The sequence below is a fragment of the Rhizobium lentis genome (genome assembly GCF_014200175.1).
Taxonomy (GTDB): domain Bacteria; phylum Pseudomonadota; class Alphaproteobacteria; order Rhizobiales; family Rhizobiaceae; genus Rhizobium; species Rhizobium mulingense.
The window spans coordinates 106432-127144 of record NZ_JACHBD010000006.1 but is presented as its reverse complement, the minus strand read 5'-3'; the positions used below and the strand labels follow the sequence as shown (position 1 = coordinate 127144).

General features: G+C 63.4%; 19 protein-coding genes and 3 pseudogenes. 9 read left to right on the top strand and 13 right to left on the bottom strand.

Annotated features, from left to right (window positions below; translation table 11 throughout):
* Positions 1-3 precede the first annotated feature (3 nt).
* Complete coding sequence (locus GGI60_RS15675; RefSeq protein ID WP_097591978.1) at positions 4-420, bottom strand: acyl-CoA thioesterase; 417 nt, start codon at positions 418-420, stop codon at positions 4-6.
* A 53-nt stretch (positions 421-473) separates the two neighbouring features.
* Here GGI60_RS15675 and GGI60_RS15670 point away from each other — a divergent pair, with 53 nt between their 5' ends.
* Positions 474-1466, top strand: coding sequence for a zinc-dependent alcohol dehydrogenase family protein (locus tag GGI60_RS15670; RefSeq protein WP_183934552.1), 993 nt, complete (start codon positions 474-476; stop codon positions 1464-1466).
* 220 nt (positions 1467-1686) lie between these two features.
* Here GGI60_RS15670 and GGI60_RS15665 read toward each other — a convergent pair whose 3' ends face one another.
* Entirely contained in the window at positions 1687-2562 is an 876-nt protein-coding gene (locus GGI60_RS15665) for a LysR substrate-binding domain-containing protein (RefSeq protein WP_183934551.1), read from the bottom strand.
* 106 nt (positions 2563-2668) lie between these two features.
* Between GGI60_RS15665 and GGI60_RS15660 the strand changes: the two genes are divergently transcribed.
* Positions 2669-3373: an SDR family oxidoreductase gene (locus GGI60_RS15660; protein ID WP_183934550.1), complete on the top strand. Its 705-nt coding sequence runs from the start codon at positions 2669-2671 to the stop codon at positions 3371-3373.
* A gap of 14 nt (positions 3374-3387) precedes the next feature.
* Positions 3388-3963 carry a pyridoxamine 5'-phosphate oxidase family protein gene (locus GGI60_RS15655; RefSeq protein ID WP_183934549.1) on the top strand — a complete coding sequence of 192 codons (576 nt, stop codon included), beginning with the start codon at positions 3388-3390 and terminating at the stop codon, positions 3961-3963.
* Positions 3964-4000: 37 nt separating this feature from the next.
* On the opposite strand, the pseudogene GGI60_RS15650 reads toward GGI60_RS15655, so the two are convergent.
* From GGI60_RS15650 to GGI60_RS15635, 4 genes and pseudogenes are all read right to left on the bottom strand, one after another.
* A pseudogene (locus GGI60_RS15650) lies at positions 4001-4468 on the bottom strand (response regulator).
* Positions 4469-4633: 165 nt separating this feature from the next.
* A complete protein-coding gene (locus GGI60_RS15645; RefSeq protein WP_183934548.1) occupies positions 4634-6553 on the bottom strand; it encodes an ATP-binding protein in 1920 nt (639 codons plus the stop codon).
* A complete protein-coding gene (locus GGI60_RS15640; protein ID WP_183934547.1) occupies positions 6550-7209 on the bottom strand; it encodes a response regulator in 660 nt (219 codons plus the stop codon). The genes GGI60_RS15645 and GGI60_RS15640 overlap by 4 nt, the downstream gene beginning before the upstream one ends.
* Positions 7206-8336 carry a sensor histidine kinase gene (locus GGI60_RS15635; RefSeq protein ID WP_246720402.1) on the bottom strand — a complete coding sequence of 377 codons (1131 nt, stop codon included), beginning with the start codon at positions 8334-8336 and terminating at the stop codon, positions 7206-7208. Before GGI60_RS15635 ends, GGI60_RS15640 begins: the two co-directional genes overlap by 4 nt.
* Before the next feature lie 187 nt (positions 8337-8523).
* Between GGI60_RS15635 and GGI60_RS15630 the strand changes: the two genes are divergently transcribed.
* The 4 genes and pseudogenes from GGI60_RS15630 (at position 8524) to GGI60_RS15615 (ending at position 10468) form a co-directional block, all read left to right on the top strand.
* Positions 8524-8994 (top strand): SgcJ/EcaC family oxidoreductase, encoded by a 471-nt coding sequence (locus GGI60_RS15630; protein WP_183934545.1) that lies wholly within the window; start codon positions 8524-8526, stop codon positions 8992-8994.
* Between the two features lie 185 nt (positions 8995-9179).
* The gene (locus GGI60_RS15625) at positions 9180-9737 is read left to right on the top strand and encodes a DUF3299 domain-containing protein (protein ID WP_183934544.1); all 558 of its coding nucleotides are present in this window, start codon (positions 9180-9182) and stop codon (positions 9735-9737) included.
* A gap of 75 nt (positions 9738-9812) precedes the next feature.
* Positions 9813-10061 carry an antitoxin gene (locus GGI60_RS15620; RefSeq protein ID WP_183934825.1) on the top strand — a complete coding sequence of 83 codons (249 nt, stop codon included), beginning with the start codon at positions 9813-9815 and terminating at the stop codon, positions 10059-10061.
* Positions 10058-10468: pseudogene (locus tag GGI60_RS15615) on the top strand (type II toxin-antitoxin system VapC family toxin). The gene GGI60_RS15620 and the pseudogene GGI60_RS15615 overlap by 4 nt, the downstream one beginning before the upstream one ends.
* Before the next feature lie 101 nt (positions 10469-10569).
* Here GGI60_RS15615 and GGI60_RS15610 read toward each other — a convergent pair.
* Positions 10570-10722 (bottom strand): annotated as a pseudogene (locus tag GGI60_RS15610) (SDR family NAD(P)-dependent oxidoreductase); the annotation flags it as partial.
* Positions 10723-11128: 406 nt separating this feature from the next.
* The gene (gene katG, locus GGI60_RS15605; RefSeq protein ID WP_183934543.1) at positions 11129-13315 is read right to left on the bottom strand and encodes a catalase/peroxidase HPI; all 2187 of its coding nucleotides are present in this window, start codon (positions 13313-13315) and stop codon (positions 11129-11131) included.
* A 145-nt stretch (positions 13316-13460) separates the two neighbouring features.
* Between katG and GGI60_RS15600 the strand changes: the two genes are divergently transcribed.
* Positions 13461-14375, top strand: coding sequence for a hydrogen peroxide-inducible genes activator (locus GGI60_RS15600; RefSeq protein ID WP_183934542.1), 915 nt, complete (start codon positions 13461-13463; stop codon positions 14373-14375).
* 85 nt (positions 14376-14460) lie between these two features.
* On the opposite strand, the gene panB is transcribed toward GGI60_RS15600, so the two are convergent.
* Together panB and panC are read right to left on the bottom strand one after the other, a co-directional pair.
* Complete coding sequence (gene panB / locus GGI60_RS15595) at positions 14461-15282, bottom strand: 3-methyl-2-oxobutanoate hydroxymethyltransferase (protein ID WP_183934541.1); 822 nt, start codon at positions 15280-15282, stop codon at positions 14461-14463.
* Positions 15279-16172, bottom strand: a complete 894-nt coding sequence (panC, locus tag GGI60_RS15590) for a pantoate--beta-alanine ligase (RefSeq protein ID WP_183934540.1) — start codon at positions 16170-16172, stop codon at positions 15279-15281. The genes panB and panC overlap by 4 nt, the downstream gene beginning before the upstream one ends.
* Before the next feature lie 234 nt (positions 16173-16406).
* On the opposite strand from panC, the gene GGI60_RS15585 reads away from it, so the two are divergent.
* Positions 16407-16877 (top strand): ProQ/FINO family protein, encoded by a 471-nt coding sequence (locus GGI60_RS15585; RefSeq protein WP_183934539.1) that lies wholly within the window; start codon positions 16407-16409, stop codon positions 16875-16877.
* Here the strand turns inward: GGI60_RS15585 and repC are convergent.
* From repC to repA, 3 genes are all read right to left on the bottom strand, one after another.
* Positions 16870-18135: a plasmid replication protein RepC gene (repC, locus tag GGI60_RS15580; RefSeq protein ID WP_183934538.1), complete on the bottom strand. Its 1266-nt coding sequence runs from the start codon at positions 18133-18135 to the stop codon at positions 16870-16872. The two genes, GGI60_RS15585 and repC, sit on opposite strands and share 8 nt — an antisense overlap.
* 214 nt (positions 18136-18349) lie before the next feature.
* A complete protein-coding gene (gene repB / locus GGI60_RS15575) occupies positions 18350-19321 on the bottom strand; it encodes a plasmid partitioning protein RepB (protein ID WP_183934537.1) in 972 nt (323 codons plus the stop codon).
* 69 nt (positions 19322-19390) lie between these two features.
* Positions 19391-20599: a plasmid partitioning protein RepA gene (gene repA / locus GGI60_RS15570; RefSeq protein ID WP_183934536.1), complete on the bottom strand. Its 1209-nt coding sequence runs from the start codon at positions 20597-20599 to the stop codon at positions 19391-19393.
* Between the last annotated feature and the right edge of the window lie 114 nt (positions 20600-20713).

The window sequence follows — 20713 nt, the reverse complement described above, 5'->3', positions numbered from 1 at the left end:
GGATCAGCCCTGCGACAAGGCGGCTCTGGTCGCCTCCGGGATCGGCGTCGGGCGGCTGTCGGAAAGGCCGACGCAGACCCAGACGAGGCCGGCCGTTGCGCAATGGGCGCCGTCGCGCCGGCGAAAGAGTTCGATCGTAAAGGCGAGGCTGGTGCGCCCGATCTTCTCGACAGCGACCTTCGCCTCGACGACATCGTCGACGTCGATGGGGTTGTGAAAGGTGATCTCAGCCTTCTTGACGTGATAGGCGACACCGGAGGTCGTGTGGCGGAAGTGGCCGAGGATCTCGCGATGGCGCAGAAACTCGACGACAGCATCCTCGCAATAATCGAGGTAGACCGAATTATGGACATGGCCATAGATGTCGATGTCTCGCATCGAGACCCGGAACGATGCTAAAGGCCTGTCGTCAACGCTCATTCGATCACCCAAAATTGGTGGGCTGTTCTAACCGCTGTTCTCAGGGGGATGCAATGCAATATCAGGCGGTGGTGCGAAAATTCGGCCCGGCCCATGAGGTCGTCGGGATCGAGCGGACGCCGCTGCCGACGCTGCGGCGCGACCAGGTCCGAGTGCGGCTGCTCGCGCGCTCGATCAATCCTTCCGATATCATCACCATTTCCGGCGCCTATGCCGGCCGCACGATCCTGCCCTTCATTCCGGGCTTCGAAGCCTTCGGCGTGATCGAAGCCTGCGGCGAAGCGGTCTATGGGTTGAATCCAGGGACGCGGGTGCTGCCGGTGCGCAGCGCCGGCGGGTGGCAGGAGTTCAAGGACACCGACCCCATTTGGTGCCTGCGCGTGCCCGACGCGCTCTCCGATTTCGAGGCGGCGACGAGCTACGTTAACCCGATGACCGCCTGGCTGATGCTGCACAACAAGATCGGGCTGAGACCGGGCATGCGCATCGCCGTCAATGCCGCCGCCTCTTCGATCGGATCGATCCTGATCGGCCTCGCAAATGCCGTTGGCGTCGAGCCGGTGGCGATCGTCCGCAGCGAAGAATCCCGCCGGCGCCTGCGCGGCCGGCTCGAGACTGTTATCATCGACAGGGAGGATAGTGACCTGGCAGCCGGGCTCGCCGGCCGGCATGGGTTCGATGCGGTGCTCGACTGCGTCGGCGGCCCACGCGCCTCGGTCCTTGCCGATGCGCTCAAGCCGGGTGGCCATTTCGTGCATTACGGCCTGCTTTCAGGTCAGAGCATCCCGAATTCCTTCTGGTCCTCCCATCCCGATATCACCTTTTCCTTTTGCCACCTCCGGGAATGGGTTCATTCGGAAACCATGGACAATGTCCAGCGCGCCTATTCCGAGGTGGCCGCGCAGATCGCCGCAAACGTGATCGCAACCGAGGTGCGGGAGGTGTTTCCGCTGGAACAGATCGGCGAGGCACTGCAAGCCGCCCTGCCCTTCCGGATTGGCGGCAAGGTGCTGCTGGCTTCAGGGGGCGCCCGCCTCGTCCTTTGAGGCCTTCGGGGCACCTCAGGATGAGGCTCTCGCGGGCATTGGCGCATCCTCCAACACCCCCGCGATTGTCGGCGCGGCATACTCCAACGTCCCTCCTCCTTGTACGTTGGGGATAGTGTAGGGTATGCGGCGTGACGGAGGCCCGTGTCATCCCAGGGTTTTGAACTCGTGCCTCCGCGAGCGCCTCCGTTGCGGTGAGCCGGTCTCGATCATCAGGCGGTCAGGTGAGCGACAGCCGCGCCGCGCACCAGTCCCACACCGCGTCCACCGCCTTTCGCGGCGATGATGAGCGTTTGCGGACGAGAAAGTAATCGGCTCCGATGGTCGCTGTGGCATTCGTCACCTGCACCAGCCGCCCAGCCTCGAGATCGGCCGCCACGAAAGCCCGGCAGGCGAGCACCACGCCCTGGCCGGCAAGCGCCGCATCCAGCGCCAGTGTCGTGTGGTTGAAAGCCGCGCCCGGCAGCTTCTCCCGGATCCCGAGGAACACGCCCCAGCGATCGTGTGAGTCATGCAGGAGCGGCAGCTTGCAAAGTTCTTCGCCGCTCAACGGGAGGGTAAGGTCCTTGACCAGATGCGGGCTCGCGACCGCGACAAGTTTCTGGCGGAACAGCAGCCTTGCCTCCAGCGTCGCCGGGAAAGCCTGGCTGGTCAGGCGCACGGCGATATCCACCTGGTCGCGGTCGAAATCCGACAGCGCCTCGGTGGCCACCGTCCTCAGATCCACCTCGGGAAGGGCGCTGTAGAGCTCGGCGAGGCGCGGGATCAAAAGCTTGGCGGCTACGGTCGGGGTGACGCTGATCGTCACGGTTTCCGGCCGCGCCAAAAGCCGCCCGGTCGCTTCGCCAAGCATGTCGAAGGCGCGGGTCACGTCGGAGAGGTAGGCCGCACCCTGCGCGGTCAGCGCAAGGCCGCGGGGCAGGCGCTGGAACAGCATGAGGCCGAGCTGATCTTCCAGCGCGCGGACCTGCTGGGCGATCGCACCCTGCGTGACGCCGAGTTCCTCGGCGGCGGCGCGGAAATTCAGCCTGCGGCCCGAAGCCTCGAAAGCGCGCAAGGCATTTAACGGCGGCAGCGCGCGGCGGGATTGGATCATTGGCTTATCCGGTAGATTTTCTACAGTCTCGCATGTTTCTTTCTCGCGCGAAAGCAGAGAGCATATCTGGCATAGTGCTTCGCAAACTCAGCAGTCGGAGATTTCAATGTCTGAAGAAAAAGTCGCTCTCATCACCGCAGGCGGATCCGGCATGGGCGCCGCAGCCGCGCGGAAGCTGGCGGCGGACGGGTACCGTGTCGCCATTCTGTCCTCCTCCGGCAAAGGTGAGGCGCTGGCAAAGGAACTCGGCGGCGTCGGCGTCACCGGCTCCAACCAGTCCAACGACGATGTGAAGCGGCTCGTCGATCTCTCGATGGGGCGATGGGGGCGCATCGACGCGCTGGTCAATTCCGCCGGCCACGGCCCGCGCGCGCCGATCCTCGACATCTCAGACGAGGACTGGCACAAGGGCATGGAGGTCTATTTCCTGAGCTCGGTGCGACCGATCCGGCTGGTGGCGCCGATCATGGAGAGACAGGGCGGCGGCGCCATCGTCAATATCTCGACGGCATGGGCTTTCGAACCCTCGCCAATGTTCCCGACCTCGGCCGTCTTTCGGGCGGGGCTGGCGAGCTTCACCAAGATCTTCGCGGACAGCTATGCGGCCAAGAACATTCGCCTGAACAACGTCCTGCCCGGCTGGATCGACAGCCTGCCCGCCACCGACGAGCGGCGCGACAGCGTTCCGATGGGCCGCTACGGCACCAGCGAGGAAATCGCGGCCACCATCGCCTTCCTCCTTTCGGAGGGGGCCGGCTACATCACCGGCCAGAACATCCGCGTCGACGGCGGCATCGCCCGTTCCGTTTGACCGGGGACCTGCCAGTGGATCTCACTGACATCGATGCCTCGGCATGGGCGGAGCTCGAAACGGCTGCGGCGGATCCGCAGTCGGGTTTCCGCTATCTCAACCTCTGCTCCGTCGATGTCGAGACGAGGCCGCAGGCGCGCATGGTCGTGCTGCGAGGCGCCGACAGATCGGCGCGGCGTCTCGAATTTCATACGGATACACGCAGCCCGAAATGGCAGGAGCTTTTCGCAAATCCTCGTGTCACGGTCCTCGGCTTCAGCGCCGAAAGCCGGCTGCAACTTCGGCTTCAGGGAGAGGTCGAGCTTCATGGGCCGGGAAGCGGAGGGACCGAGGCCGCGTGGGACAGGCTACCCGCGCGAACACGGATGACCTATACGGGCGGCCCGCCCGGGGACGAACGCGCCTTCGAAACGATCGACACGGCGGCGGAGCCTGCGGATGAGGCGGAGGCAAAGGCGCGCTTCGGCGTCTTGATCTTTAGGGCTCGGACGCTCGATTGGTTCCAGTTGTGGCAGCAGGACAATCGCAGAGCATTATTCGGCTATGACGAAGCCGGCGCCCTCTCCTTTTGCCGCTGGGTCAATCCCTGACCTTAGATTGGACTCGCCGACGGATCGGCGACACGGATCAATCGATCCTGGGGCGTTCCGATTTCGGCGTCGCCAGCCCGTGCCTGGAAAGCTCCAGCGTCAGGATGCGAGTTTCGAGCAGGTTGAAGATGCGCAGGACTGCCTCGATCGCGTCGAAGGGCTTGGTCAGGAAATCCTTCGCGCCGAGGGAAAGCGCGCGCCGGCGCGTCGGCAGGGTCGCATCGGCTGTCAGAACCAGGATCGGCAGGTAGCTGTCGTCGGGGATGAGCCTTGCGAAAGTCTCGAGCAGCGCGAAACCGTCGAGATCGGGCATCATCAGGTCGAGCAGGACGAGATCGACGGGATACTCGCGGAAGAGCCGCAGGGCCTCGCGCGGCTCGGTGGTGCTGATCAGCGCCGTAAAACCCTCGCGCTTGAGGATACGCTACAGCAGCGAAACATTGGCGGGCTCATCATCGACGATCAGGATCGTCGAAGCGCGCAGGATATCGGTGGTATCTGTCATGGACGCAAACCCGCGACGTCATCCTCGGCCTCGTGCCTAGGATCTACGCCGGCCCAATTAAGTTTCTGGAAATAAATGTTTTCCTGCCAATCAATTACCGTGGTCAGATGCTCGGCACAAGGCCGAGCATGACGGAAGAGAGCTTTTCAACAAACCGGCGGCGCCTTACGGCACCGCGACGTCTTGCGCCGCCGCCTCCCGCATCGCCGCAGGCGCACGCGGCAGATCGACGTGGAACGTGGCGCCGCCCCCTTGCCGGTTGCCGAAGCCGAGCGTTCCGCCCATGGCGTCGATCAGATGTCTGGAGAGCGCGAGCCCGAGGCCGGTACCCTCCTGGCTGATGCGCTCGGCGCCCAGACGGTCGAAGGGGGTGAACAGACGCGCGACGCGCTCGGCCGGAATGCCTGGGCCTGTATCGCTGACTTCGATGCGGATGCGGTCATCAAGCGCCTGGTGGCCGACGGTCACGCTGCCCTGCGGGCGATTATATTTCACCGCATTGGAAAGAAGGTTGAGCAACACCTGGAGGAGACGCCGGCGGTCGGCGAGCGCCGCCAGATCCGGCTCGGCCTCCATGATCTCGATGCGGATCTGCTCCTTGCCGCAGAGCGGCCTTGCGAGCGACACCGCTTCCTCGATCACCTCCGCGATGGGCTGCGGCTCGACGGCCAGATCCATGCGCCCGGCCTCGATTCTCGCCATGTCGAGAACCTCGTCGATCAGGCTCAGCAGATGCCGGCCGGCTCGCAATATCTGCGCGACGCTCTCCCGGGACTCCGGGTCGTTGACGTCCATTTCCAGAAGCTGGGCAAAGCCGAGCACGGAATTCAGCGGCGTGCGCAGCTCGTGGCTCATGCGCGACAGGAACTCGCTCTTGGCGTTGCTGGCCCGCACGGCATCCTCGCGGGCGGCCAGCAGCGCTTCCTCGAATTGCTTGCGCTCGGTAACGTCGCGGGTGATCTTGGAAAAGCCGCGCAGCCGCCCGGTCTCGTCATGGAGGGCGGTGACGACGACATGCGACCAGAAACGCGAGCCGTCCTTGCGCAGGCGCCAGCCCTCCGCTTCGGTGCGGCCGTGCAGCGCTGCCTTGGAAAGTTCCTCCGCCGGAAATGTCTCCCTGGTCTCAGCGGGATAGAAGCGGGAGAAATGCTGGCCGACGATCTCTTCGGCCTGGTAGCCGGTGATCCGCTCGGCGCCGGCATTCCAGCTCACCACCCGCCCATCAGGATTGAGCCCGAATATGCCGTAATCGCTGACGCCCTCGACCAGCTGGCGGAAGCGCTCCTCACTCTCGGTCAAATCGGTCTCGCGCTTTTTCAGAAGTACGCTCGCATCTGCGAGCGCCTGTCCGAGATTGCCGAGCTCATCGCGGAAGGGATCGGCTGATGTCACGACCTCCCCCCGCGAGAGACGGTGCGCCTCGGCCTTTAGCGAGTGCACGCGGCGCACAATGCTTGCCGAAAACAGAAAGACGGCGACGAGCGCCCCGGAAAAGCCGAGAAAGCCGGCGGCGATCATCAGGCTGCGCGACAGAGTGCGGACCCGGTCGGCGGCCTGCGTCCTAGCATTGAGGAGATCGGCCTCGCGCCGGTTCATCGCGTCGATCTCCTGCCGCAGCATGTCGAGCACCTGCTTGCCCTCGATGAGCTTGGCGGCAAGATCTTCTCGCCCGCCGACGCGCAGGACGTCGGCCTGTTTCAGGAGCTGCAGACGGTCGACTTTGGCGTCGACCAGGGCGCGGATGCGCTCGAGGCGGGCCTTCTGCTCCTCATCGCGCAAGCGCCGGTCGACCTCGTCGAGCACCACGGGCAGCCTTTCCTCCGCCCGGTTGAAGGGATCGAGAAAGTCGCTCCTGCCGGTCAGCAGATAGCCACGCATGGCGGTCGCCGCTTCGGCGATCAGGGCATGCAGCTCCTGAATGCCGGACTGGATCTCCAGCGTCACCCGCACCTGGTCCTCGGCAATGCGGCTCTGCCGGTCGGCGACGAAGACCGAAGCGAGTGCGGTCAGGAGCAGCGCCAGCGGCACCATGATGATGACGATGCCCTTTGCCCTGAGCGGCAGGTTGGCGAAGCGCGGCATCATTGCCCTTCCCTAGCTGTCGGCACGAGCCCGCCGCGCACAGCCATGACGGCGGCCTGCGTCCTATCGCCGGCGCCGAGCTTGGCGATGATGCGCTCGACATGGATCTTGACCGTGCCGGGCGAGATTTTCAGCGCGCGGCCGATCTCCTTGTTGGTCAGGCCCTCAGCTACCTTGCTCAGCACCTCGCGCTCGCGCACCGTCAACGTTTCTAGGCTGTTGGCATTGGTCTGCGGCTTGGTGGCGGCGCGCTTCAGCAGCCTTGCGACCAGCGGGCCGTCGAAGAAGGCGTCGCCTTCGAGCACGCGGCGGATTGTGCGCAGAATGTCGTCGCGGCTCGCATCCTTCAGCAGATAGCCGCTGGCGCCGGCCTCGATTGCCGCTTCCAGATAATCGAGGCTGTCATGCATGGTGATGATCATGACGCGGGTGCCGGGTGAGACGCGCCGGATCTCGCGCGTTGCGGCAAGGCCGTCCATGCGGGGCATGCGGATATCGAGGAGCGCCAGATCCGGCTTGTGCAGTGCTGCCGCTTCCACCGCCTCCGCGCCGTCGCCCACGTCGAGGGCGACATGGAAATCGTCCTGGCCGCCGATCATAGTGATCAGACCGGCGCGGGCGATGTCGTGATCGTCGGCGACGAGAATGGATGCGCTCATCCCGCCGCCTCCTGCTTGAGCGGCGCTGCGGCGTGGACGTGCGTGCCGCCGGAGGCGCCGGCGCCGATCTCGCAACGGCCGCCGAGCAGCGCCAGCCGCTCGCGCATGCCGGCAATGCCAAGCCGGGCTCCCCTTCCCTGAACTTCAGCATGGCGGGCCTCGCCGATGCCCTTGCCGTCGTCGATCACTTCGAGATGGGCCTGCCCCGCGCCGTCTTCGAAAAGGCGCACGGTGAGCCGGCTCGCTTCGGCGTGCTTGAGCGCATTGGTGATCGCCTCCTGGGCGACGCGGTAGAAGATGATCCCGGTCGAGGCCGGCCAGCGGTCGGCGGCGCCATCGAGATCGGCGATCACCTCCATGCCGTCGATCGCATCGAGCCGGGTTCGCAGTGCGGCGGCGACACCGAGATCATCGAGCTCAGGCGGGCGCAGATCGGCGATCGCCGCGCGAAGATCGGCGACGGAATGGCGCGCGAGCGCCGCGAGCTCATCGATCTCGGGTTTGAGCGCATGCGCTTCGCCCATCCGCGCCGCCAGATCCTGCAGCCGGTAGCTGAGGCCGGCGGCAAGCTGGGCCGAGCCGTCATGCAGGTCGAGCGCCACCCGCTGGCGCTCCTGCTCCTGCGCCTGGATCAGCTGTGCCACGAGGGCCGTGAGTTCGCTGCGCTGCCGTTCGAGATCACCGAGCAGCGCCTGCTTTTCCACTGCCTGCCGTTCGAGATTGCAGGCGTCGGCAAGCTGGCCGGCCACCACCTCCAATGTCTTCAGGTCGTCGGCATCGACGGCGTGTCCTCGCAACGGGCCGATGAGCGTGAGGCTGAGACCCGAGCCGTCTTCGGAGGCAAAGAGGATGCCCTCGTAATCAATGCTCCTTCCGATCTCCAGCCGCACCGGCGCTGCTCCGTGCAAGGAGGGAAAGACGAGTTCGGCCCGGGAGGCGCCGGCAAAATCGGAAAGGCGGGACAGCACCTCGGGCGCGGCCATTTCGAAGGCCTGCGCATCGAGCAGGTTTCGTGCCTCGATAATGAAGCGCAGCCGCGCCGCGCGGGCTTCCGCCGCCCGATAAAGCGTCCGCATTTCCGCGACATCGGGCGAATGGGCGGTATCCGTATTATGCTCCAGACCCAAAGGGACTGCTCCTGCGATGAATGACGCGGGCACGATAGTCATTCCGGCGCGAATGTCATCTATGCCATTCGGCAGACCGGATCGAGGCCACCCGGCAGATGGGGCCGCGGTGCCCGGCACCTTAGATCTCGGTCATGCGGTCGACCGATGCGATGTCCGCCGGAACCGCGATAAAGGAAAGTCAAACATGCGTATGATCATTGCCGCCGCTCTCGTCCTTGGTGCCGTTCAGGTCCAGTCGGCCGCGGCCGCCGGCGAAACGGTAACCTGCACCCCGGTGAGCGAGGAGCAGGTCGCCAAGCTCTTCGACCGCTGGAACGGCTCGCTCGCGACGCTGAGCCCGGATGAGGTCGCCAAGAACTACAGCGAGGACTCCGTGCTGCTCGCCACCCTCTCGAACAAGCCCCGCCTGACCCAGGAAGAGCGGATCGATTATTTCAAGCACTTCCTCGCCAACGAGCCCAAGGGCCATATCGACAGCCGCGACATCAAGACCGGCTGCAACTGGGCCGTTGACACCGGCACCTACACCTTCGCGATGAAGGACGGCTCCAAGGTCCCCGCCCGCTATACCTACACCTATGAATTCAAGGACGGGAACTGGCTGATCACCTCGCACCACTCCTCGATGATGCCGGAGAAAGCCGCGGCTCACTGATCGCTGCGGCCCGGCAGGAAGACCCCGTGTTCACCCACACGGGGTCTTCCCATGACGAGGGCGTGCAATTGCTCTCACTCCAAAAAACACTCACCAAGGAAGGAAGTTTTGACGGCCGAGCGAAATCAGGAGTAGCATTCGCGCGGCAGCGGCAGGTCGCCGAAACGGCCGGCCCAGGAGACGCGATGATGAAGCACAGTCCCTTTTGCCTGATGGTCGCGGTGCTGGCATTGGTTTCCACATCGCCGGTTTCCGATGCATTTGCCGCAGCCCAGCCCATTTTCTGGAGTGCTTTGCGGCCGGCCGATCAGGCCAAGACGACAATGCCGCTGTCGGGCAAGACGGTCAGCGGCCCGCAGGGCGAAACGCTGGCCTGGCATGACGAGGGCCAGCCGGTCGAATTGACGGGCTTCGTGCTGCCGGTCGACCAGGATGGTGACCTCGTCTACGAATTCATGCTGGTCCCCTGGGCCGGAGCCTGCAGCCATATGCCTTCCCCTCCGCCCAACCAGCTGGTGCGCGTCGTTCCGCAGGAGCCTCTGCATCTCGAAAGAATGTATGAAACAGTCACCGTGACGGCAACGCTGCGGCCCGGCCTGGACCAGGCGCAGTTCTTCATGATCGACGGCGTCCGCGTCCTTGCCTACGGCTACAGCATGAGCCACGCCGAGGTGGCGAAAGCGACGGAGACGGATGATCCCGATCTGCTGACGCTCTCGCCTTTCGGCATTCTGCCTCGTTAGTGGAACGGCTTCTTGCATGAATACCGCCAGCCGCGGGTATATATACAAGCTGTGGAGCGTTCTCTATGCCGCAATATGCGCGTGTTTCAATCCGGCAATTCGCAGGCCGTCCAGCTGCCGAAGGAGTTTCGCTTCGACGTGAATCAGGTGGAAGTGACACGGGAAGGCGATGCGATCATTCTCCGGCCGCGGACTGATCATGGCGTGCGGTGGGCCTCGTTGCGCAGCGCCCTGGAGCGCGGCCTCAGCGACGATTTCATGGCGGAGGGACGCGAGCAGCCGGAAGATCAGGAGAGAACTGGCCTTCAGGACTTGTTCAAGTGATCACCCATCTCATCAACACCAATGCGATGATCGCTCTGACCGGCCGGAAGTCCGACACGCTGCTCGCCCACATCATGGACAGCGATGAGGGATCGATCGGGCTGTCGAGCATCGTCATGCACGAGCTCTATTACGGCGCCTATAAAAGCGCGAAAATTTCCTACAATCTCTAAACCCTGCGCCTGTTCATGGCGGATTTCCCGGCCGTCGGTTTCAAGCGCGAGGATGCGCTGGCCGCTGGAGAGGTCCGCGCGGCGTTGGCGGCAAAGGGAACACCGATCGGTCCTTACGATGTGCTGATCGCCGGGCAGGCGAAGACGCGGGATCTTGTTCTTATTACAAACAACGTCGGGGATTTCCGGCGCGTGGATGGCCTGCGCGTCGAGGATTGGACGACCGGGCGGTAGCCCCAGAGAGCTTCAGCCGTTTCGGCGCGCCGTGTCCGCCTCCTGACCGGTTTATACGGAGATGATTCCACCCTGCCTTCCGCTCAACTCAAATGTCGAAGGAGCCTGCCGCAGGCTGCGTCCAGCGCCGCCTCGTCCCGATCGATCATCACCACCGTACCGCCGGCAGAGATGATCGCTTTGGTCGACGCCAATCCAATACCCGAGGCGGCTCCGGTGATGGCCGCGACTTTACCTTGAAACCGTTCCCCCAAATGCGTCGATTATCTATCGCATTCGAGGTCGCTCATGGCTAGAAGTCTGCGACACTGCATCGACGGCCCGAACGATCGGGAGCTGGAGCCGGGAAACTCCGGTGTGGGAGAGAATGGCTGGAGGCCAACCCCGCTCCTCATTCCTGTGCCACAGGAATCCAGCTACCGCGCGTCCGCGCGGTGAACGACTCAATACAACAATTGAAAAGTGTCTCGCGCCCAAGGACTTGGCGCACTGGATTCCTGTGACGAGCACAGGAATGAGGAAGGAGAGGTGGTGCCCATCTCCACCTAATCTGACTTGGTGAGGCAGGAGGATCAAGGCCTTAGCAATACAGGCATTCGATAGAGACGAAAAAGCCCGGGCGCAGCCGAAACCGCGCCCGGGCAAAATTTGCGGGACTGATCAGACGAGGTCGAAGCGGTCGGCGTTCATGACCTTGTTCCAGGCGGCGACGAAGTCCCTGACGAACTTCTCCTTGGCGTCGGCCTGGCCGTAGACTTCGGCGAAGGCGCGCAGTTGCGAGTGCGAGCCGAAGATCAGGTCGACGCGGGTGCCGGTCCACTTCGGCGCACCCGTCTTGCGGTCGCGGCCTTCATAGACGCCATCCTTGCCGGCGGCGGGAACCCACTGCGTGGCCATGTCGAGCAGGTTGACGAAGAAATCGTTCGTCAGCGTCTCGGGCCGCGACGTGAAGACGCCGTGCTCGGGGTTGCCAGCCTTCAGCACGCGCAGGCCGCCGACGAGGACGGTCATTTCAGGCCCGGTCAGCGTCAAGAGTTGGGCGCGGTCGACGAGTGCTTCTTCCGGCTTCATGAACTGCATACGCTTGCTGTTCACATAATTGCGGAAGCCGTCGATGCGCGGCTCGAGTGCGGCGAAGGAATGCGCGTCCGTCTGGGCGTCGGACGCATCCATGCGGCCCGGCGTGAAGGGCACGCTGATGGCGTTGCCGCCGGCCGCTGCCGCCTTCTCGACGCCGGCTGCACCGGCGAGAACGATCAGGTCGGCGAGCGAGATCTTCTTACCCCCGGTCTGGGCGGCGTTGAAGTCCTTCTGGATGCCTTCGAGAACGCCGAGAACCTTGGCGAGCTGTGCGGGCTGGTTGGCTTCCCAATCCTTCTGCGGGGCGAGGCGGATGCGCGCGCCATTGGCGCCGCCGCGCTTATCGGAGCCGCGGAAGGTCGAGGCGGACGCCCAGGCGGTCGAAACCAGTTCCTGCACGCTGAGGCCCGTCGCCAGAACCCTTGCCTTGAGGTCGGCGATGTCCTCGTCGTCGACGAGGGGATGGTCGACACGCGGGATCACGTCCTGCCAGATCAAGTCTTCGGCCGGAACCTCCGGGCCGAGGTAGCGCACCTTCGGGCCCATGTCGCGGTGGGTCAGCTTGAACCAGGCGCGGGCGAAAGCGTCGGCGAACTGATCTGGATTCTCCAGGAAGCGTCGCGAGATTTTTTCGTAGATCGGATCGAAGCGGAGCGAAAGATCCGTGGTCAGCATGGTCGGAACATGCTTCTTCCCCGGCTCATAAGCATCCGGAATGGAGGCTTCGGCGTTCTTCGCCCGCCACTGATGGGCGCCGGCAGGGCTCTTCGTCAGCTCCCACTCGTGGGCGAAGAGGTTTTCGAAGAAATAGTTGCTCCACCTGGTCGGAGTCTGCGACCAGGTGACTTCGAGGCCGGCGGTGATCGCGTCCTTGCCGACGCCGGTGCCGAACGAGCTCTTCCAGCCGAGGCCCTGGTCCTCGATCGCGCCCCCTTCCGGCTCGGCGCCGATGAAGGACGGGTCGCCCGCGCCATGGGTCTTGCCGAAGGTGTGGCCGCCGGCGATCAACGCCACGGTTTCTTCGTCGTTCATTGCCATGCGGGCGAAGGTTTCACGGATGTCCCGAGCCGCAGCGACCGGGTCGGGATTGCCGTTCGGACCTTCCGGGTTGACGTAGATGAGGCCCATCTGCACGGCGCCGAGCGGTTCTGCGAGCTGGCGTTCGCCGCTGTAGCGCTCATCACCGAGCCAGGTGCCCTCAGGACCCCAGTAGAGCTCTTCCGGCTCCCAGACGTCGGCGCGGCCGCCGGCGAAGCCGAAGGTCTTGAAGCCCATCGATTCGAGCGCGACATTGCCGGTGAGGATCAGGAGGTCGGCCCAGGAGATGCGGTTGCCGTATTTCTGCTTGATCGGCCACAGCAGGCGGCGGGCTTTGTCGAGGTTGGCATTGTCAGGCCAGGAGTTGAGCGGTGCGAAACGCTGCTGGCCCTGACCGGCGCCGCCGCGGCCGTCGGTAATGCGGTAGGTGCCGGCGCTGTGCCAGGCCATGCGAATGAAGAGGCCGCCGTAATGGCCGAAGTCGGCCGGCCACCAGTCCTGCGAATCCGTCATCAGCGCGTGAAGATCCTTCTTCAGCGCGTCGAGATCGAGCTTCTTGAACTCTTCGGCATAGTCGAACTCCTTGCCCATAGGGTCGGCACGGCCGGAATTGTGATGAAGAATCTGCACATTCAGCTGGTTCGGCCACCAGTCACGGTTGGCTCGGCCGCGCGGCGCATTGCCATGGGCGACAGGACATTTGCCTGTGCTGTCAGTGGGGTTGTCCATGATCGTCTCCTTCATTGCTTGATCTGTCTGCGGTTCAAAAAGATGAGCCTGAGCTGACGCCCCACTCTCTCACTTGCAGTCTTCATATCGGAAGCGTTCAATAATTTTAAGTTGGATTTACTGATCGCTGCGATAAGCTGAGGTTATGAAGAATCTTACCCTGAAACAGCTGCGTTATTTTGAAGCCTTGGCGCGGGATGGTCGCTTCCGCCGCGCCGCCGACGCCTGCGCCATCTCCCAGCCGGCGCTCTCCATGCAGATCAAAGAACTTGAGCAAGAGTTGGGCAGCGAGCTCTTCGAGCGAAGCGCGCGCGAGGTCAAGCTTACCCCATTCGGCCAGAGCTTTGCCCTAAGGGTCCGCGACATCCTGCGCGCCGTCGATGAGCTGGGGGAATTCGCCCGCGCTTCGCGCGAATCCTTCCTCACGCGTCTTCGCATCGGCATCATCCCGACGATCGCGCCCTATCTGCTGCCGGCAATTATAAACGATCTCAACGAAACCTTCGCGGGGATTCAGATCGAAGTGCGCGAAACGCAGACGGGCAAGCTGGTTCATGAACTGGCGCAGGGCCAGCTCGACATGGCGATCGTCGCGCTGCCGGTGTCGGAACCCTCGCTCACCGAACTCGAGCTGTTCAGTGAAGAGTTCGTGCTGGTCCGGCGCCACGAGGACGGCGACAAGCCAGTGCCCGAGCGCGAGGCGCTGCGCGAAATGCGGCTGCTGCTGCTCGAAGAGGGGCACTGCTTCCGCGACCAGGCGCTGTCGTTCTGCAAGGTCGGGCCGGCCCGCCCGCGGGAAATTATGGAAGGCAGTTCGCTCTCCACGCTCGTCCAGATGGTCGGCGCCGGCATCGGCGTCACCCTGATCCCGGAAATGGCCGTTCCCGTCGAAACGCGCTCGGCCCACGTCTCGATCTCCCGTTTTCCGTCGCCGCAGCCGTCGCGAACCATCGGCATGGTTTGGCGCAATTCCACGCCCATGGCCAGGCAGTTGCAGGAGGTTGGCGAGGCGGTCCGCCGGTCGGCGGAGACGATGCGTCAGCAGTATGGCGGCGGGTAACGGACTTGGCTGTCCCCGTTGGCGCCCCGAGACCTTCCCCCTGCGGGAACGGGTTGAGGAACGATAAGCGGCCAGACCCTTCGTCTTACGGCCGTCGCTTGAACGTGTGGTCGGCTGCCGGGAACTTTCGCGAGCGCACGTCCTCGGCATAGGCGGCGACGGCATCCGCGACCCTCTTGCCGAGTTCGTCATAACGCTTGACGAAACGTGGCGTGAAATCGTTGAAGAGCCCCAGAATGTCGTCAGAGACCAGAACCTGGCCGTCGCAGGCGGCGGAGGCGCCGATGCCGATGGTCGGTATGTGCATGGCTGAAGTCATTTCGCGAGCGAGCGGTTCCACCGTGCCCTCGATGACGACGGCGAAAGCTCCCGAACCGCCGATGGCATGCGCGTCGCGCCGGATCTTTGAGGTCTCGTGTTCGGAGTGCCCGACGGATCGATAGCCGCCGGCGGTCTGGACCTGTTGCGGCATCAGGCCGATATGCCCCATGACCGGAATTCCGCGCTTCGTCAGGAAGGCGATGGTTTCGGCCATCTCTTCGCCGCCTTCCAGCTTGACGGCGTCGCAGCCGGTTTCCTGTAGAATGCGGACGGCGTTGCGGAAGGCGCTCTCCTTCGATTCCTGGTAACTGCCGAACGGCATGTCGACGACGACGCAGGCCTTGGCAACGCCGCGCATGACAGCTTTGCCATGTGCGATCATCATATCGAGTGTGACGCCGATCGTGGTCTCCATGCCATAGAGCACCATACCGAGCGAGTCCCCGACCAGCAGCAGGTCGCAATGCTCATCGAGCAGACGCGCCATCGGCGTGGTATAGGCGGTGAGGCAGACGATCGGTTTGCCGCCCTTCATGGCTGAGATGCGGGCTGGCGTAAGACGCTTGTGGGATCCGACCGCACTCATCTGCTTACTCCCTTTCCCGGCAAGCTCCGCTCGCCGATAAGCCTGTTGCCCCCGATAACCCTGTTGTCGAGAAGCCGTGTCGAACCGATCCTTACGAAGAGCGCCACGACAACCGGCGCCGTGATCGAGGCGACCGGCTGCAGCGTCGAGGCGTCCCTGACCGCAACGACCTCGGGCTTTGCCAGAGGTTCGCGACCGAGAAACGCCGTCAGCTTCGCCTCGAGTTCGCCGGGGTCCGCAAGACCATCGGCGACGAGACGCTCCGCCTCGTCGAGGGTCTGAGGGATGATCACCGCGGCCCGCCGCTCCGCCTCGCTGAGATAGACATTGCGCGACGACAAGGCGAGGCCGTCGCTGTCCCTGACGGTCGGCACGGCAATGACACGCACCGGAACGGCGAGATCATTCACCATTCGCTTGATGATGACGACCTGCTGGTAGTCCTTCTCTCCGAAATAAGCGGTCTGCGGCTGCACGATGTTGAAAAGCTTGCAGACGACAGTCGCAACACCGGCGAAATGCCCGGGTCGCACCGCGCCTTCCAGCTCGCCGCCGAGATCGGGAAGATCGACCACGGTCAGCATCGGGCGGGGATACATATCCGCGACACCGGGCGAAAAAAGGAAATTGACCCCGGCCTGTTTCAGCATGGCTGAATCGCGCTCCAGATCGCGCGGATATTTGCTGAGATCTTCCGCCGGGCCGAACTGCAGTGGATTGACGAAAATCGAGACGACGACGATGTCGTTCTCGGCGCGGGCACGCGCGACAAGCTGCATATGACCGGCATGGAGATAACCCATCGTCGGAACGAGGCCGACGGTCCGGCCCTGCCGCTTCAGCGCATCGAGCGTGTGGCGCAGCTCGTCAATGTTCGAGAAAACCCGCATATATCCTCCCCGCGGCCAGTCATTCTTCTTGGGCGCGGATAAGAAGTGTAATCGATGCCGGAGGTCAATGCACATTCCGCGATAAAAACGATTATATGGGAATGGCAGACCGATAAGGCCGAACCTATATCCGCCCGGAAATGGAAGCTTGCCGCGGGCTAGCAATGTGCGGGCCGCGGCGTTATTGGCCCTGTCCGTCAAGATACCATCATAGTCGGCCGTTATGGAGGATGCATGGACAAACCCTGGAAGATCAGCCGCGGGCCAATTGCGGCGACCGAGATCGATGTGGAGAAGGCAAACGCGATCAACAGCATGTTGATCCGGCCGGTCGGCGTGCTTCCGACCAAGCCCGGCGATCCCGTTCTTCCCTTCGCCGTCGGCCTGTTCAACGAGCTGCGTCCGCTCTTGAAGCCCGAGGCCGGGGTAACGACGCTCCGGCGCGCGACCGCAGCCTATGTCCATTGCCGGCGCTATTATTTCGCCAGCGCCCAGCCCGATTCCATGCGCCACAACATCGACGGCGAACCGGTCGACCCCTTGTCGTCCGAAGACCGGCTGGTCGCGCAGAAGCGCTTCCTGAGCCTCAAGCAGGGCGCTAAGGCCGATGCGCCCGAGCCGGCGCCGGTTCCACCGCCCGTCCTCAACAAGAACGAACAGATTCGCGCCGCTCTTCTGCGCGGCAGAAAGAGCACCGTCAGTTGACTTTGGCGATTGGCGGATTTTTCACCCGCAACAGCGCCATCAGCATCGGACCGAGCGCGAATTCGCCGCCTCCGGCGCGGCGCGTGAGATCCCTGAGATAGCCGCCGGCGGAGGTGATGCCCCCTCCCCTTTGCAGGATGCAGGCCATGACGGTGGCGGCGTTTTCCGGCCCCATCACCGAACAGGCTTCCTCATAGGCCGACGGGCTGACGCGCAGCATCGCGCGCACGGTGATCGCCGCCGTCATCAGATCCCGCCAGCTGCCGATGGCCCCGCCCGGACCGTATTCGATGATATCGGGGCAGGCCTGCAGCACCATGCCGAGCGGGAAGGATTTCAATCTCCCCGCATGCGGCCGAGACACGGCCCGCCATCCCTGCCCGCCATCCCCTCGCCTGCTCTGGTCATGGCTTTCCAGACCTGCCCTCGCCTCCTGCCCCGTTTCCAGGCCCGGTTCAAATTCAGATAGGGATTCGGGATTCGAATTCTGTATGTGGCGCTCACTCTGGGATTCATTGGTGCTCGCCATTTGCATTTTATCGTGCGATTCCAATGTGTTGATTATGGAGAGGCGAAGCGCTTCCAGCTCTTCGAGAAGCGGCGGCAGATTTTCGAGCTTTGTCGCCTTCGGGATGCGCTGCAGCAGTGTGTGAAACAGCGAAGACACCCGCTCCCACTCTCCGGGAACGGTTTCCTCAAGTGCTGCGGCGATGAGCTTGACGATGTCGCGACGGCAGATCGTCAGCCGCTCCTTCATTGCCCGCAGCCTCTGCCGGTCGGCGGCGAGCCCGGCGGCCATCGCCTCAATTTCCGATGCGCGGGCGAGCAGCGGCGCCAGACTGAAGCCATAGGCCTCGTCGATGCTGCCTTCCCTGCCGCGGCGGACGTAACGCTTGCCGTTCGGGCTGTCCTTGCGGGAGATGAGGCCGGCCTCAACGAGCACGGCGAGATGCCGGCGCAGAGTGGCGGCGGCCATGCCGCGTGCTCGCAGCGAAAGCTGCACATTCGAGGGAAAGACCACCAGCCCTTTTTCGCTGGAGAGCTCGTCCTCGGGATAGAAGCTCAGCAGCGCGTCGAGCACGGTGAGCGCCCGGTCGGTCACGCCGAGCCCTGCCCGCGCCTCGCAGACCGATCGGAACAATTTCCATTTGTTGCGCATGGTTCCAGCCGCGATCGCTTCGCCGCGCCGCTGTTTCAGCAGCAGGGCAAGCGACATCGGCCGCCGCCCGAAGGGCGTCGTCACAGATTCACTCTCCATTTCCTTCACCTCTCATCAGGCAAAAGAAATCCGCTCACCGAAACGATGCGAGGAGGAAAAGCGCTGCAGCGTCATTGCCGCATCTGAAAAGACACGGGTGCGCGCTTCAGGACTCTTGACGGGGATTCGTGAAAATGCGATTCTCTGTCTTGCTTAAGGATGTGAGAAGGGCTTCCACGACTCGTTCGTTTGGGGGCCTTTTTCTTTTGCGGTTTCAGTCTCCTTGTCTGCCCTCCTCGGCGAGGAATTGCTCATAGAGCGCATCCAGCCTGCCGGAGAGAAATTCCCCGAAGCGGCCGGCATTCCTCGCCTTCATCGAGAGCGAGAACGCCTTGCCGTCATTCTTCATTTCCGCCTGGACCGCCTTGTCCAGCGGCTGCCATGTCACCTTCCTGGCGGCGGCGGTTTTCCTGACCGGCCGCGCGCTTTTGTTGAGCGCCGCATAGAGCGCTTCGAATCGTTTGTCGGAGGGTAACTCATGAAAGTTGTCGTCCTCGAGAACCTTGGCGACACTTGCGGCATTGGCCGATTTGCCGGCGAGCAGCGACAGTTCCACCCAGCGTTCGCGGCCGACGCCGGGAGCAGGGCCGACCGCCTGCAACACCTCTTGCGGCAGCCGCTCCATCACCGACATCATCTTCGAGACCGAGGCCGCATTGGCGGTGAGCGCCGTCGAGATCACCTCTCTGTCATAGCCGAGCTCCTCCAACCGCTTGGCGAAGAGCGCCCGCTCGATGAAGGTGAGGTCGGCGCGGGCCGAATTTTCCTGGCCCTGGGCGATGACATGGGTGCGGTCGTCGATCGCCTTGACGACGGCGCGGACATTGCGGCCGAGTTCGCGGGCGGCGCGCAGGCGCCGGTGGCCGAACACGACCTGATAGCGTCCATCGATCTTGCCGTGTGGGCGCACCAGGATGGGCGTGTCCTGTCCGCGTGCACGGATCGCCTCGACCAGCGCGCGGAACGCCTCGTCGTCTTCCGACAGCCGGTCCTTGACGAATGAGACCTCGACGACATCGGGGTCGAGATCGACCACCGCCTCGCCCTCGAGGAATTTCTCCGCCTGCTTGGCAAGCTCGTCCAGCGATCGGACGAGCGAGCGGCCTGCCCCGCGCATCGGATAGTTCGGCGCGCCCGCGCTCTCGGGCATCTCGGTAAGCCCCTCAAGCAGATTTTTCCGTGCCATGACTTCCTCCGATTGCAGTCATTCCATTGATTTGCTTCATGGAAACGGTGAATTTGTCGGCCGACAAATTCACCGCCCCCATGCCTGGTGAATGAGCCCGGCGATCTCGGCGTTGACGGCGTCCATCGCCTCGATCGCGCGATCATAGGTTCCCCGGTTCATCGAGGATCGCTCGACCTCGTAAAGCGTCTGCTTGGTGATGCCGGCATCCGAAATCGCCGTCGATTTGACCATCTGGTTCCTCAGCATGAATTCGTGGAACATGGTCGACATGAAGCCGACCATCTGGGCCTGCGGCACATCGGTCGGCTCGTAACGGGTAATGAGGTAGCGGTACCAGGAAAGGTTCACTTCGGCGCCGGCAGCGCGGATCGGCTTCAGGATGCCGCCGAGCATGAGCAGGAACTGGCCCATCGACATGACGTCGAGCATCTGCGGATGGATGGTGATCAAGACGCTGGTCGCCGCCGTCAGCGCCGTCAGCGTGAGATAGCCGAGCTGCGGCGGGCAATCGATGACGACGACGTCGTAGCGATCGTCGACTTCGGCGAGCGCGCGCGAGATGCGGGTGAAGAAGGTCTTGCCGTCATTGTTCGATTTATCGGCCATGGCGAGCGGCGTGTCGTATTCGTATTCCTGCAGATCGAGATTAGCCGGCACGATGTCGAGGCCGGGAAAATTGCTCTTGTGGATGATCTCCGAGAGCTTCTTCTTCTCGCCGTCGTAGCGGATCGCCTCATAAAGCGAGGAGGCCTGGTCGAATTCCGGCTGGAAGCCGTGCAGGGAAGAGAGCGATGCCTGCGGATCGAGATCGACGGCGAGCACGCGGTGGCCGGTCAGCGCCAGATGCTGGGCGAGATGGGCGGCCGTCGTCGTCTTGCCCGAGCCGCCCTTGAAGTTGACGACGGCGACGACCTGCAGCTTCTCATTTCCGCGGCGATGGGGCACATACATGCGGCTCTCGGAGCGGCCATGTGCGTCGAGATAGCGCCTGAGCTCCAGCATCTGCTCGGCGCTGTAGGAGCGGCGTCCCGAAGGCGAGGTCCTGGGGCAGGGGCCTTTGCCTTCGAGATGCAGTTTCTTCAGCGTGCTCTGCGACGCGCCGACATAATTGGCGACTTCGGCGAGCGAGAAGCTGCGCAGCGTCTTCTTCGCATTGGGTGGAAAACGCTGCACGCTGAGCAGATGCAGTTTCTTCGAAATCACGTCGCCCTGTTCGAGAATCTGATCCTCGAAATGCAGTGGCGCTGCCTTCAAGGCGTTCAAATTAGCGTTCATCGGCGGCAATCTCTCGGATAACGATTTTCGGGATCAAAAGCTCGTCTAACCGTTATTATCCGCGATTCTCCGATACCGGCCAAGAAATTTAAGGTTAACGCATATTAACCTTTT